Here is a 13,375-nt window from a genome sequence, read left to right on the forward strand (position 1 = left end):
GAGTGTCATCTTGGTTGGGTTATGCTGATAAGCTGACACTCCACTTTATGAACGGTTAGGACATTTATGAGCGCAAACACCCATATCCCCCTTCGTCGTACCAAAATTGTCGCGACCCTCGGCCCTGCCAGCGACCGTGAAGGCGTGCTGGAAGCCATGTTGAAGGCGGGGGTGGATGTGGTTCGCCTAAACTTTTCTCACGGCACCGCCGACGACCATCGCCGCCGCCTAGCCCGCGTGCGTGAAATCGCCGCTCAGCTCGGCCGCAGCGTGGCCGCGCTGGGGGATTTGCAGGGCCCTAAAATCCGCGTTGCCCGCTTTAAAGAGGGTGCCGTGTATTTAGAAGAGGGCCAGCCATTTGTACTGGATATGGCCATGGACAGCGATGCTGGCGATATCCACGGCGTTGGCTGTGACTACAAAACCCTGGCGGATGATGTAACCGCGGGCGACCGTCTGCTGCTGGACGATGGCCGGGTAGTGCTTGATGTCACCCGTGTAGAGGGCAAGCAGGTACACACCCAAGTGGTCGTGGGCGGTAAGCTCTCTAACCACAAAGGTATTAACAAGCAGGGCGGCGGGCTCTCGGCCCCCGCGCTGACCGAAAAAGATAAAACCGACCTCAAAACCGCTGTTGAGATTGGCGTCGATTACCTGGCGATCTCTTTCCCTCGTACCGCAGAAGATATGCTAGAGGCCCGCCGCCTGTTGGGCGAAGAGGGCAAGGAAATTGGCCTCGTTGCCAAGGTGGAGCGTGCTGAAGCGGTGGCCGATGAAGCCACGCTGGATGGCATTATCGAAGCCTCTGAAGCGGTGATGGTCGCCCGTGGTGATCTTGGCGTTGAGATTGGCGATGCCCAGCTGGTAGGCGTGCAAAAGCGCATGATTAAACGCGCCCGCTCGCTCAACCGTGCGGTGATTACCGCTACCCAAATGATGGAGAGCATGATCTCCGCGCCGCTGCCCACCCGCGCCGAAGTCTTCGACGTGGCTAACGCGGTGCTGGATGGCAGCGATGCGGTCATGCTCTCGGCGGAAACCGCCGCGGGCGACTACCCGCTGGAAACCGTAGAAGCGATGGCGCGTGTATGTCTGGGTGCCGAGCGTGAGCGGGTCGCCCAAGAGTCGGGTCACCGTATCCATGAAGGCTTTACCCGCCCGGATGAAACCATTGCACTGTCGGCCATGTACGCTGCTAACCACATGAAAGGCGTGGTAGCGATTGCCTGTATGACGGCCTCTGGCTACACGCCTCTGATTGCCTCGCGCATCCGCTCGGGCTTGCCCATCGTGGGCCTTGCTCACAATCCGATTGCCCAACGCCGTATGGCCATGTACCGCGGCGTGGTCTCGCTTCCCTTCGATACCTCGGAAATGAGCGCTACCGAGCTGAACGACCAAGCCCTCACGCTACTGGTGAAGCAGGGCGTCGCCAAGCCGGGTGATCACGTCATTCTGACCCGTGGCGACCATATGAATGCCCACGGCGGCACCAACACCATGAAAGTAATGGTGATCAACGAGCAGCACGCCGAAAACGCTAAGGCGTAACGCATGCGCGTACTACTGTGGCTGTGCGGTTGGCTGCTAAGTGCACCGGCATTTGCCGGTGCGCCTATTGTGGCTGCAGCGTCTGATTTGCAGTTTGCACTGACGGAAGCCGCAGCACAGTTTCGCCAAGAAACCGGCCATTCGCTGCGTTTGAACTTTGGTTCGTCGGGGAATTTTCGTCGCCAAATCGCCCAAGGGGCACCCTTTGAGCTGTACCTCTCTGCAGACGAACGCTACGTTCATGACCTGTATGCAGAAGGTCACACCCCAGATCAAGGCGTGATGTACGCCATTGGCCGTTTGGTTTGGCTGCAACGTGTTGGGCAGGGGGATGTACCTTCTGAAGAGACGCCGCTTGCGGCGGTATCTGCCGCCGTGGAAAGGCACGCCAGCGGCGACCCTGTGCGCATTGCGTTGGCGAATCCTGAGCATGCGCCCTACGGCGTGGCTGCTCAGCAAGCGCTTGAATACGCAGGGCTGTGGGAGCGCGCTGAGCCACTAATTGTGTTGGGTGAAAACGTCTCCCAAGCGGCGCAGTTTGCGCTTTCTGATGATGCCTCGGGTGGTTTAGTCGCGTATTCACTGGCGCTCGCTCCGGCCCTCAGAGAGCGTAGTGAGTACGTGCTTATCCCTGACACGTGGCACGCACCACTACGTCAGCGCATGGTGCTGACACATCAAGCCGGTGCGGTGGCGAAAGCGTTTTATGAGTGGCTGCAGCAGCCTGAAGCACAGGCGATTTTTCACACCTACGGATTCAGTACCGATTAATGGATTGGTCGGCGCTCTCGGTATCGCTGCGGCTTGCGGCGTTGACCTGTCTCTTCTTATTACCCCTCGGCATTTGGCTGGGGCGTTTGCTGGCCACGGCACAGTTTCGCGGCAAAGGGCTGTGTGAAGCACTGATTGCGCTGCCGCTGGTGCTACCGCCCACGGTATTAGGGTTTTACCTGCTACAGCAGTTTGGCCGCGATGCACCGCTAGGCGGTGCCTGGGCGGCGCTGACGGGCGGCGGGCTCAACTTTACCTTTAGCGGTATTTTGCTGGCCTCTTTGATCGCCAATCTCCCCTTTGCTATCCAGCCCATTCAGCGTGCCTTTGAGCATGTGCCTGCGAACCTGCGTGAGGCTGCATGGTGCAGTGGGCTTAGCCCCTGGCAAACTCTGTGGCGTATCGAGTTGCCGCTGGTGTGGCCTGGGATTCTTTCGGCGGCAGCGCTGACCTTTGCCCACACCCTCGGGGAGTTCGGCGTGATTTTGCTGGTAGGTGGCGCGATTGATGGCGAGACCCGAACGCTCTCTATTGCTATTTATGACCGCGTACAGGCCTTTGATGAGCAGGGCGCGGCGAGCATGTCTGCGCTGTTGCTGGTGATTTCCCTGGCCACACTGGGCCTTGTGTATGGGCTCGCTGGCAAGCGCAGGTGGGCGCGTGGGTAACCTCACCGTGGACGTTTATCAGGCCGGGCCGATTCCTCTTAAGGCGACGTTTAGCTGTGCGCCTGGAGAGTTGCTCGCGTTGGTGGGGCCGTCAGGTAGTGGCAAAACCACTTTGCTGCGCACCATTGCCGGGCTGTATCAGCCACAGCAAGGCCGTGTGAGCTGTGGGGAAAAAGCGTGGTTTCTGGCGGAAGAAGGGCAGCACCACTCCCTGCCACCGCAAGCGCGCCAGATTGGGATGGTGTTTCAGGACTATGCGCTGTTTCCTCATTTAACGGCCCAGCAGAATGTTCAGCTCGCTATGGGACATGTGCCCCGCGCTCAGCGCTCTGCACAAGCGGCCCAGTGGCTGGCAAACGTACGCTTACAGGGGCTAGAGGCGCGCTACCCCAGTGAGCTTTCCGGCGGCCAGCGTCAGCGAGTGGCACTGGCCCGTGCGTTGGCCAGAGAGCCGCAAGCGCTGCTGCTGGACGAGCCGTTCTCCGCGGTGGATCAAGTCACCCGCCGCCGCTTGCAGCGCGAGTTGGCGCTACTGCGCCAGCAAATCTCTATCCCCATCATTCTCGTTACCCATGACCTAGAAGAGGCCACTGCGCTCGCCGACCAAATCTGCGTGCTGCACAACGGCGTGAGCCTGCAACAAGGCAGCCCCGAGGCGCTGTTTCGGCGGCCTCGCTCAGCGACAGTTGCCAAGCTGTTGGATCGCCATAACGTGTTTGCCGGGAAAATCGTCGAGACCGCCGCAGGGCGGCGCTTACAGTGGGGGGAGTGGTACTTGGAAGTCGCTAACGGGTTAGAAAGTGGCGACATAGGCGAGACACTGACTTGGTATCTGCCGCCCTCGGATATCGTGCTGCATCGCCGGGAGCGCCCCTCTCAAGGTGAGCGGGAAAATCCGGTAGCTGCCACGGTAAGCGAAATGGTGGTGTTGGGCAGCATGACGTCAATCTCGCTGCGTGTTTCTCACGGAGATATGCTACGTTTCGACATCGCCACCCACGCGGCTAAACGCAATCAGCTCACTCTGGGAGCGTCAGTGTATGTTTCGCTGTTAGCGGAGGGGATCCATCTTATGCCGGCGCAACCTACCTCCCAGGCACCACACAACAAAAGGACTCTGTTATGACCCTGACTCGCCGCCAATTGCTAAAAACTGCTGTAGGCGTTTCGCTTGCCGCCTGTTTGCCCCTGCCGCTGTTAGCAGCCTGGGCAGCTGAGCCCGCGCTTGCTAACACGCTGCCGCTTGCGATCCATAGCGAAGGTGGCCCACACCGCCTGGATGTGGAAGTGGCGGAAACAGTCTCGCAACGCCAGCGTGGCTTAATGGGGCGCGAGCACCTGCCCGAGGCTCGCGGCATGCTGTTTCGGTTCGAGAGTGAGCAGCCCGCCGGTAACGCTTTTTGGATGTATCGCACGCTGATCCCATTAGATATCGCCTATATTGACGGCGAAGGGCGCATTGTGGCCATTAACACCATGCCGCCGTGCGAGTCGGATACGCCGCGCGAGTGCCCGTCGTACCCTGCGGGTGCTGCCTATCATGCCGCGTTAGAAGTGAATGCCGGCTACTTTGCTGAGCGTGGTATCCAGGTAGGTGACTGTGTCTCGGTACCTGCACTGGCCGGGTTCTGCCGCCCCGAGTAACGCGCTTTGTTACGCCCTGGTTGGCCGCTGTTTGCCTACATTCAGCACAATCAGGGCCACACCCGCGACCACTAGTCCGCCGCCCACCAGCTTATGGAATCCCATCGGGTCGCCCATTAGCAGCGCCCCAAGGCCAACGGCACACACCGGGGTAAGCAGCGTCATTGGCACCACGCGATTCACCGGGTGGCGGCGCAGCAGCGCATACCAAATGCCGTAAGCGACAATCGACGACATAATGGCGGTGTACGCCACCGCGCCCCATCCCAGCCAGCTTGCCTGAGTGATCGCTTGCCACTGGTTGTGCTCAAAAAGCCAAGAACCCACGGCTACCTGAGGCACGGCAAACAGGGCTACCCAGCCTGCTAGCGCCAGTGGTGCAATGGGCGGTCCGCGCTTAATCAACAGTTGCGATACCGCCCAGCCAAACGCGCTTAATAGCAAAATCGTCAGCGGTATTGGCGAGGGCAGGGTAGGCCCGCCTGCCAGTACCACCACCCCCGCAAAAGAGAGCAGTAGGCCTGCTAGGCGTTTAAGCCCTAGCTTCTCTTTCAAAAATACTACCGCCAGCAGCGTGGCAAACGGCGTACCCATCTGCACCAGCAGTGCCCCCGTACCTGCCTCGGCTTGGCCCAGCCCAATAAACAGCAGCGCAAAGTGTAGGCTGCCAAACGTGATGGATAGCAGCACTAAAAACGGCAGCTGCGCCCGGGCTACCGGATAAAACGGTACCAGCAGCGCGGCCACTAAAATAAAGCGCAGGGTCGTCATCAGCAGTGGGGGAAGTTCTGCCACGCCCACCTTGATCACAATAATGTTCAGCGACCAGATGGCAATGACCAGCAGGCCTAGCAGTAAATCACGAAGCGGCACGTATCTATCCTTGAAACGCTAAAGGAGCCGACAGCTTATCAGCAAGCACGCGGTGCATCGAAAGTTGATAGTTAAAAGCCTAATCAATGGCTTTCTTTCAACCGTTGAGTGCCTACAATGGGATGTCGTTCGCTATGGCGACTGCCCACCACTGAACGATACTAGGGCAGGAGGGTGTAAGCTTGCCCTAACATCCTTATGAACATCTCATAAAAAAGAAAAAAGGAATGATAATAATGACGCTGACACGCTCTATGGCTCGTTTTACCGCTGGTTTAGCTGGCGCTGCACTGCTCTCTGCGGCCTTCTCTGCTCAGGCTCGTGAACTGTCGGTCTCTACCGTGCTTTCAGAGGCCTTTCCTTGGGGCCAAGCCGCTGAAAAGTGGGCAGAGCTGGTAGAAGAGCGCAGCGGTGGTGAACTCACGCTACGGGTTTACCCCAACTCTCAGCTGGTGTCGGGTGACCAAACCCGCGAGTTCTCTGCCATGCGCTCTGGATTGATCGATGCCGCTGTAGGCTCGACGATTAACTGGTCGCCGCAGGTGCCCGAACTTAACCTATTCTCGCTACCGTTTTTTATCCCTGATGAAGCTGCCGTCGATGCTGTGACCGGCGGTGACGCAGGCACCCTGGTGTTCGAGGCGATTGAGTCCCGTGGCGTTATTCCGCTGGCCTGGGGTGAAAATGGCTTTCGTCAGGTATCCAACTCCCGTGGCCCGATCAGCCAGCCGGATGATCTGGATGGCCTGAAGATCCGCGTAGTGGGCTCGCCGCTGTTCCAGGATACGTTCTCCGCCTTAGGCGCTGACCCTACGCAGATGAGCTGGACCGATGCTCAGCCCGCTCTCACCACAGGCGCGGTAGATGGCCAGGAGAACCCGCTTTCCGTATTTGACGTAGCGCGTATTGACCAGGTGGGCCAAGAGCATCTGACGCTCTGGAACTACATGAATGACCCGCTGATTTTTGCCGTTAACCAGCAGGTATGGCAGTCGTTGAGTGAAGAGCAGCAGGCGATGCTGCGTGAGACAGCCGAAGAAGCGGGCGCGTGGGAAATTGCCATGACCCGTGAGCAGGAGAGTGAGCGGTTAGCCGCGATTCAAGAGCGTGGCGTCACGGTGACCGAGCTGACCGATGAGCAGTACCAGGCGTTTGTGGATGCCACTCAGTCAGTGTATGAAAAGTGGGCCCCGCGCATTGGTGAAGAAGTAGTGAACGCCGCCCAAGCCGCTATCGACGCACGTTAATTCTTCGAGTGTTTTGACTGCCGCCTAACAAGGGCGGCAGTTCTTTGCTGTGAGGCTGCCATGAAAGGCTTTCCTGATGCACGCCCAGAGCGCTGGCTAGGTGCGCTGGCGCTGATTGTTATTTCATTGATTAGCCTGGGTAATGTAATAACGCGTTACCTAACAGGTGGCTCATTTTCGTTCACGGAAGAGTTTTCTGTCTTCCTATTGGTCGTGCTGACCTTTGCCGGTGCGTCGGTAGCGTTACGCCGCGACCGGCATATCCGCATTGGCTTTTTAGAGCGTGCTTTGCCTGAGCGGTGGCGGGGCGCGCTGATTCTCTTTCAAGCCCTGTGTGGACTGATCGTCCTGGGTTTAATTACCTGGTATGGCGGCAAGTTGGCGTGGCAGGAGTATCAGTGGGAGTCGCTGTCGCCCGGGTTAGGCTTGCCTCAGTGGTGGTACTTGGTGTGGTTGCCTATTTTGTCTGCCGCCATGCTATGGCGTTTAGTGCAGCAAACCCGCGACCGTTTGAAAGGGGAATTAATCAGTGACACCTGATATCTGGATGATTCTCGCCTTTGCGGGGCTGTTAATCGCTGGAGTGCCGGTGGCTTTCTCTCTAGCGCTTTCTGGTGCGGTGGGTATTGTGCTTGGGCTCTCGCCGGATATGCTGGCCACCCTGGGTACCAATACCTATAACAGCATCGCTAAATACCCTCTCATTGCGATTCCACTATTTATTCTTACCGGGCTGATTTTTGAGCGAGCAGGCGTGGCGCTGCGTTTGGTGCGTTTTGCCCAGGCGCTCATTGGGCCCCGCCACGGTGGGTTGGCGCTGGTTGCGGTATTGGTGTGCATGATTATGGGCGGCATGAGTGGCTCTGGCCCCGCTGACGCCGCTGCCGTAGCCATGGTGATGCTGCCTAGCATGACGAAAGCAGGCTACCCCAAGCCGTTTTCGGCCACGCTCATTGCGGCTTCGGCCTCCACGGCTATCTTAATTCCGCCTTCGGTGGCGCTGATTCTCTACTCGATTGTGGTGCCGGGCGTTGATCTGCGTGCGCTGTTTGCTGCGGGGTTATTCCCCGGTATTTTGGCGGGCCTTGCACTGCTGGTACCGGCGATGCTGGTCGCCAAGCGTTACGGTTGGGAAGGCACACCGGTAGACGGAGCCGAAAAGCTGACGGTACGCGGAACCTTCCGCGAGGCGCTGCCTGCTTTGTTTGCGCCAGTGCTGATTTTAGGTGGGCTGCGCTCAGGCCTGTTTACGCCCACAGAAGCCGCCGTGGTGGCGGTTGCTTACGGGGCGCTGGTGGGGCTTCTGCTCACTAAAGAGCTTTCATTTCGTGACCTTTGGGAGCTTCTGGGCGAAGCGGCGATTATTTCAGGCGTGGTGATGCTGATTATCGCGCTGGCGGGTATTTTTGCCTGGGCAGGTACCATGCTGGGTACGTTCCGTCATCTAGCCGAGTGGATTATTAGCCTGACGGATAACGGCGTGCTGTTGCTGATCCTTGTCATGCTTGCGGTGCTGGTGGCCGGCATGTTGCTCGATGCCATCTCTATTTACCTGATCATGATGCCGATCTTGATTCCGGTAATGCAGCATTTCGAGTGGAACCCTGTCTGGTTCGGCATCTTGCTGGCGATGAATATCGCGATTGGCCAGTTTACCCCCCCCGTGGCAGTGAATTTAATGGTCACGACTGAAGTGGCGAAGATACGTCTAGAGCATACGATTGGCTGGGCGCTCTTGTTTGTGGTCGCGATGGGGTGCGCGTTAGCGCTAGTGGCTATCTTTCCCAGCATTGCGCTGTGGCTGCCAACGGTACTGGGTTACAACGTTTAGTCGTAAGGGGTAATCAATTAGGGATGCCCTATGCCGATATGGCATGCGGGGTTGATGAGGTTTAACGTTTACTAAACGTTACAGGCCGCTAAACTAATACAAGGTCATGACACCGTGATGGGGCCTGAAATAGAGGGCAACCGTTTAAGAAAGGCATCCCCACAGGCGTACTCAGCGAGTTGAGAAATCTAAGGTGAGCAAGCCGCACTATTGCACTGCAGCAAGGGCAAAAATGCATCGTGCTTCGCCAATTAGCTTTTTTTTCGCTAAAGTAGGAACAGTCGGCACTAAATGCCGAGGTTGATAACAGACTGTCTTGACAACGTTTTGGAACCGAAGCACCTGAAGGGAACCGTTCTGCAGGTGGTTGCAAAGCGCATAACGCTCACAACATCAAGATAAAGAGGTGTGTTCATGAAACGCCATGTATTTTCTACCGCGGCTTTCTCAGGCGCGTTCATTGCTGCGGCAACGTTTGCCTCCCCGGCGGTTGCCCAAGAGCGCTACATCACTATCGGTACCGGCGGCCAAACCGGTGTTTACTACGTGGTTGGCCAGTCGGTCTGCCGCATGGTTAACCGTGGCAGCGATGAGCACAACATTCGCTGTAATGCCCCGTCTACCGGTGGCTCCGTGGCTAACGTCAACGGCATGAAGAGCGGCGAGCTGGACATGGGCGTTGTACAGTCCGACGTTCAGTACCGCGCTTACCACGGCGAAGCTAACTTTGAAGAAGAAGGCGCTTGGGAAGATATGCGCGCTGTCTTCACCATGCACGGCGAGCCGCTGACTGTTGTTGCACGTGCAGATTCCGGCATTGAAAACATCAGTGACTTCCCGGGCAAGCGTGTCAACATTGGTAACCCTGGTTCTGGCCAGCGCAACACCATGGATGTAGTCATGGATGCGTTCGGTTGGGACGAAGACACCTTCGCACTGGCTTCTCAGTTAGATGCTGCTGAGCAGGCGGCTGCCCTGTCTGACAACAACATCGATGCCATGGTGTACGTGGTAGGCCACCCGAACGGCTCTATCCAGGAAGCGACCACCACTATCGATGCACGTCTTGTCTCTGTGACGGGCGAAGAGATCGACGGTCTGATTGAAGAGTACCCCTACTACACCCGTTCTGTGATCCCGGGTGGTCTCTACCGTGGTAACGACGAAGACGTTGAAACCTTCGGTGTCGCGGCAACCTTCGTGTCCTCTACTGCTGTTGATGAAGACATCGTTTACGAAACTGTGAAAGCGGTCTTCGAAAACTTTGATCGTTTCAAGCGCCTGCACCCAGCGTTTGAGAACCTCAGCGAAGAAGACATGATCTCCGACGGTTTAACGGCTCCGCTGCACGATGGCGCAGCACGTTACTACCGTGAGCGTGGCTGGATCGAGTAAATCGTAAAAGAGTGACGCTATTGACGGAAGGTGAGTAGCGTCGCTTTGAGTTGCAAAGCGCGGGCACCTTGGGTGTCCGCGCTTCTTGTTGAGAGCGCTGATTGTCAGCGCTGACCATTAGGCAGGGCAAGCGTATGCGTGATGACAAACAACCTTCGGCAGCCGCTGAAAACGACCTGGAGGATATGGTCGCTTCCAGTGATACAGGGGCACGGAAACCCCTAGGCGCACCTGGCAAGCTGCTAGTAAGTATTGCAGCTGTCTGGTCGCTTTTTCAGCTATGGATTGCATCGCCACTCCCGTTTATTGTTAATTTTGGCGTGTTTAACGCCACGGAAGCGCGCTCGATTCATTTAGCGTTTGCGCTCTTTTTAGCCTTTATGGCGTACCCCGCCTTTAAGCGCTCGCCCCGTGACCGTGTACCCTTAGCCGATTGGGTGTTGGCAGCGGTAGCATCCTTTTGCGGTGCTTACCTGTTTCTTTTCTATTCGGATCTAGCGCAGCGTCCCGGTCGACCCATTACTCAAGATATTGTGATTGGTGTTGTCGGCATACTGATGCTGCTGGAAGCGACCCGCAGAGCATTAGGGCCGCCCCTGATGATTGTGGCGGCGGTGTTTATTGCCTACTCGCTGTTTGGCCCTTACATGCCGGGTATTTTGGCCCACCGTGGCGTTAGCCTGGGCGGTTTGATTAACCACCAGTGGCTGGGCACTCAAGGGGTGTTTGGTATTGCCTTGGGGGTTTCCACCAGTTTTGTTTTCCTATTTGTGCTGTTTGGTGCGCTGCTGGATAAAGCAGGTGCCGGTAACTACTTCATCAAAGTGGCATTCTCGATGCTGGGCCACTTCAAAGGTGGCCCGGCCAAAGCGGCTGTGGTGGCCTCTGGTATGACCGGTTTGATCTCGGGGTCGTCGATTGCCAATACCGTGACCACCGGTACGTTTACGATTCCGATGATGAAGCGAGTCGGCTTTAGTGCAGAAAAAGCGGGTGCGGTCGAAGTATCCTCTTCAGTGAACGGTCAGATCATGCCGCCCGTGATGGGGGCAGCCGCCTTCCTGATGGTGGAGTACGTGGGCATTCCTTATGTCGATGTCATTAAGCATGCTTTTCTGCCTGCCCTCATCTCTTATATTGCCCTGATCTATATCGTCCACTTGGAAGCCCTGAAAGCCAACATGAAGGGCCTGCCGTCAAGCAACCCGGCGCGTCCGTTGCTGAATAAAGTGATTGGCTTTATGACCGGGCTGTTACTGCTCATGGGCCTCTCGATCGCTGTTTACTATGGCCTGGGCTGGCTGAAGCCATTGCTGGGCGATGCGACCCCGTGGGTAGTCTCTGTTGGTTTGGCGATTGTCTATGTCGGGCTGTTGAAAGTAGGCGCTAACTACCCCGAACTGGAGATGGACGACCCTAACTCTGAAGTTATTAAATTACCGCAAACTCGTCCGACAGTGATGGTAGGACTGCATTACATCCTACCCGTTGTTGTACTGGTATGGTGTTTGATGGTTGAGCGTCTTTCGCCTGGTCTGTCCGCGTTTTGGGCCACCATGTTCATGATCTTCATCATGGTGACGCAGCGTCCGATTATTGCGATTTTCCGTGGTCGTAGCCAAATGGCCGCAGATATTAAAGAAGGCTTTAAGGATCTGTGGGATGGCCTGGTGACGGGCGCGCGCAATATGATCGGTATCGGTATTGCTACCGCCACTGCAGGTATTGTCGTGGGTGCGGTGTCACAAACCGGGGTAGGCTTAGTGCTGGCAGATGTGGTGGAAATCCTCTCTGGCGGTAACCTGATGATGATTCTGCTGCTAACGGCACTGCTCAGTCTGATTTTAGGCATGGGTCTACCAACGACTGCCAACTACATCGTGGTCTCGGCACTGATGGCACCCGTCATCGTCATGCTTGGCCAGCAGAATGGTCTGATCGTACCGCTGATTGCCGTGCATCTATTTGTGTTCTACTTCGGCATCATGGCGGATGTGACGCCTCCGGTAGGTTTAGCCTCCTTTGCAGCGGCCGCCGTATCAGGTGGGGACCCGTTGCGTACTGGCTTCCAGGCGTTTTACTACAGCTTACGTACGGCTGCGTTGCCATTTTTGTTCATCTTCAACACCGATTTGCTATTGATTGATGTCACGGTGATACAGGGCATTGTGGTGTTTATAGTGGCCACTATTGCCATGCTGATCTTTGCGGCAGGCACGCAAGGTTACATGCTGACCCGTAATCGTTGGTACGAGTCGCTGCTATTGTTGTTGGTTGCCTTCACCCTTTTCCGTCCGGGATTCTGGATGGATAAAATCCATGACCCTTACGAATCGGTGCCACCGGCCCAATTCGTAGAGGCCCTTGATCGTGTGGAAGACGGCAGCAACCTTCGGGTACAAATTGCTGGTGAAGATGCCTTTGGCTCGCCTATGACGACCTATATGCTGGTGCCTGTGCCCCGTGGCGATAACGGCGAAGAGCGCATGGCGAATCTGGGCATGGAGCTTTACACCGATGGTGATCAAACGCTCGTCGATTTTGTAGAGTTTGGTAGCCAAGCGGCTGACCTTGGTTTCGATTTCGATCAAGAGATCCTCGAAGTGCTCGCTCCGGTTGATCGCTGGACCAAAGAGTGGATGTGGTTACCTGCGCTTGGCCTTTTTGGTCTGGTTGTTGTCATGCAGCGTCGCCGTCGGCGTCATGAGAAATCGAACGAAGTGGCTGCTGCTTAAGGAGGTTGCTATGTACCATAAAGTGCTGCTCCCCGTGGACTTAAACGAAGAAGCTTCATGGAAGAAAGCGCTGCCCACTGCGGTAACGCTGTGTCAAACCTTTGGCGCATCGCTGCATGTGGTCACGGTACTGCCGGAATTTAAAATGCCGATGGTGGGCGCTTATTTTCCGAAAAACTTCTCTGAAAAAGCGCATGCGGCGATGAAAGAAGCACAGCATAAGTTTATTCAGGAGCAGGTGCCCGAAGGGGTGAAAACCCAGAGCGTGATTGTGGATGGCTCGCCGTGGGAGGCCATTATCAAGGTTGGCAAGAAAATTGATGCTGACCTCATTGTGATGGCGTCGCATACCAAGCGTAAATTCGTTGATTACGTATTGGGTCCTAACGCTGAGCACGTCGTTCATCACGCAAAGGTGTCGGTGATGATCGTGCGCTAAACGTAACGTGCATCGTAAAAGCCTCAGGTTTCTGGCCTGGGGCTTTTTTTTGTCTGGCGATCAGAGAGTAATTCCCATATTAAAACTTACTAACGCATCGAATTAATTGTTGTTAACAGCGCGAGTGGAGGATTTTTTGTACTGAGTCCATCGAAAAGCACCCGCTTAGCAGCGGCTCAGCTACATTAATAGAACATTAAGCCATTAACGTTGGATTAATG

The 13,375-nt window shown here is 56.3% G+C and carries 12 protein-coding genes; 11 read left to right on the forward strand and 1 reads right to left on the reverse strand.

Annotated elements, in window-relative coordinates; genetic code table 11:
- Window positions 1–66 precede the first annotated feature (66 nt).
- The 5 genes from pyk to IEW65_RS08545 are packed head-to-tail and all read left to right on the forward strand — an operon-like array spanning window position 67 to window position 4,634.
- Window positions 67–1,551 carry a pyruvate kinase gene (pyk, locus tag IEW65_RS08525; protein WP_188639057.1) on the forward strand — a complete coding sequence of 495 codons (1,485 nt, stop codon included), beginning with the start codon at window positions 67–69 and terminating at the stop codon, window positions 1,549–1,551.
- A 3-nt stretch (window positions 1,552–1,554) separates the two neighbouring features.
- The gene (modA, locus tag IEW65_RS08530) at window positions 1,555–2,322 is read left to right on the forward strand and encodes a molybdate ABC transporter substrate-binding protein (RefSeq protein WP_188639058.1); all 768 of its coding nucleotides are present in this window, start codon (window positions 1,555–1,557) and stop codon (window positions 2,320–2,322) included.
- On the forward strand, window positions 2,322–2,990 hold the full coding sequence (gene modB, locus IEW65_RS08535; protein ID WP_188639059.1) for a molybdate ABC transporter permease subunit: 669 nt from the start codon (window positions 2,322–2,324) through the stop codon (window positions 2,988–2,990). The genes modA and modB overlap by 1 nt, the downstream gene beginning before the upstream one ends.
- Window positions 2,983–4,116 (forward strand): ABC transporter ATP-binding protein, encoded by a 1,134-nt coding sequence (locus IEW65_RS08540; protein WP_229755510.1) that lies wholly within the window; start codon window positions 2,983–2,985, stop codon window positions 4,114–4,116. Before modB ends, IEW65_RS08540 begins: the two co-directional genes overlap by 8 nt.
- A complete protein-coding gene (locus IEW65_RS08545) occupies window positions 4,113–4,634 on the forward strand; it encodes a DUF192 domain-containing protein (RefSeq protein WP_188639061.1) in 522 nt (173 codons plus the stop codon). The genes IEW65_RS08540 and IEW65_RS08545 overlap by 4 nt, the downstream gene beginning before the upstream one ends.
- Window positions 4,635–4,643: 9 nt before the next feature.
- Here the strand turns inward: IEW65_RS08545 and IEW65_RS08550 are convergent, their stop codons facing one another.
- Complete coding sequence (locus tag IEW65_RS08550) at window positions 4,644–5,507, reverse strand: DMT family transporter (protein ID WP_188639062.1); 864 nt, start codon at window positions 5,505–5,507, stop codon at window positions 4,644–4,646.
- A 236-nt stretch (window positions 5,508–5,743) separates the two neighbouring features.
- Here IEW65_RS08550 and IEW65_RS08555 point away from each other — a divergent pair, with 236 nt between their 5' ends.
- From IEW65_RS08555 to IEW65_RS08580, 6 genes are all read left to right on the forward strand, one after another.
- Window positions 5,744–6,754 (forward strand): DctP family TRAP transporter solute-binding subunit, encoded by a 1,011-nt coding sequence (locus IEW65_RS08555; RefSeq protein ID WP_188639063.1) that lies wholly within the window; start codon window positions 5,744–5,746, stop codon window positions 6,752–6,754.
- A gap of 60 nt (window positions 6,755–6,814) precedes the next feature.
- Window positions 6,815–7,294 carry a TRAP transporter small permease gene (locus tag IEW65_RS08560; RefSeq protein WP_188639064.1) on the forward strand — a complete coding sequence of 160 codons (480 nt, stop codon included), beginning with the start codon at window positions 6,815–6,817 and terminating at the stop codon, window positions 7,292–7,294.
- Window positions 7,284–8,585, forward strand: coding sequence for a TRAP transporter large permease (locus tag IEW65_RS08565; RefSeq protein ID WP_188639065.1), 1,302 nt, complete (start codon window positions 7,284–7,286; stop codon window positions 8,583–8,585). The genes IEW65_RS08560 and IEW65_RS08565 overlap by 11 nt, the downstream gene beginning before the upstream one ends.
- A 414-nt stretch (window positions 8,586–8,999) precedes the next feature.
- The gene (locus IEW65_RS08570; RefSeq protein WP_188639066.1) at window positions 9,000–9,980 is read left to right on the forward strand and encodes a TAXI family TRAP transporter solute-binding subunit; all 981 of its coding nucleotides are present in this window, start codon (window positions 9,000–9,002) and stop codon (window positions 9,978–9,980) included.
- Between the two features lie 134 nt (window positions 9,981–10,114).
- A complete protein-coding gene (locus tag IEW65_RS08575) occupies window positions 10,115–12,715 on the forward strand; it encodes a TRAP transporter permease (protein ID WP_188639067.1) in 2,601 nt (866 codons plus the stop codon).
- A 10-nt stretch (window positions 12,716–12,725) separates the two neighbouring features.
- Complete coding sequence (locus IEW65_RS08580; RefSeq protein WP_188639068.1) at window positions 12,726–13,154, forward strand: universal stress protein; 429 nt, start codon at window positions 12,726–12,728, stop codon at window positions 13,152–13,154.
- The last annotated feature ends 221 nt before the right edge of the window (window positions 13,155–13,375 follow it).

It is taken from the genome of Vreelandella lutescens (assembly GCF_014640815.1).
In the GTDB taxonomy this organism is placed as follows: domain Bacteria; phylum Pseudomonadota; class Gammaproteobacteria; order Pseudomonadales; family Halomonadaceae; genus Vreelandella; species Vreelandella lutescens.

Excerpts from the sequence above, each read along its gene's own strand:
- pyk (WP_188639057.1), top strand. The coding sequence starts at position 67 with ATGAGCGCAAACACCCATATCCCCCTTCGTCGTACCAAAATTGTCGCG.
- IEW65_RS08575 (WP_188639067.1), top strand. The coding sequence starts at position 10,115 with ATGCGTGATGACAAACAACCTTCGGCAGCCGCTGAAAACGACCTGGAG.
- IEW65_RS08560 (WP_188639064.1), top strand. The coding sequence starts at position 6,815 with ATGAAAGGCTTTCCTGATGCACGCCCAGAGCGCTGGCTAGGTGCGCTG.
- IEW65_RS08570 (WP_188639066.1), top strand. The coding sequence starts at position 9,000 with ATGAAACGCCATGTATTTTCTACCGCGGCTTTCTCAGGCGCGTTCATT.
- IEW65_RS08580 (WP_188639068.1), top strand. The coding sequence starts at position 12,726 with ATGTACCATAAAGTGCTGCTCCCCGTGGACTTAAACGAAGAAGCTTCA.
- modB (WP_188639059.1), top strand. The coding sequence starts at position 2,322 with ATGGATTGGTCGGCGCTCTCGGTATCGCTGCGGCTTGCGGCGTTGACC.
- IEW65_RS08545 (WP_188639061.1), top strand. The coding sequence starts at position 4,113 with ATGACCCTGACTCGCCGCCAATTGCTAAAAACTGCTGTAGGCGTTTCG.
- modA (WP_188639058.1), top strand. The coding sequence starts at position 1,555 with ATGCGCGTACTACTGTGGCTGTGCGGTTGGCTGCTAAGTGCACCGGCA.
- IEW65_RS08555 (WP_188639063.1), top strand. The coding sequence starts at position 5,744 with ATGACGCTGACACGCTCTATGGCTCGTTTTACCGCTGGTTTAGCTGGC.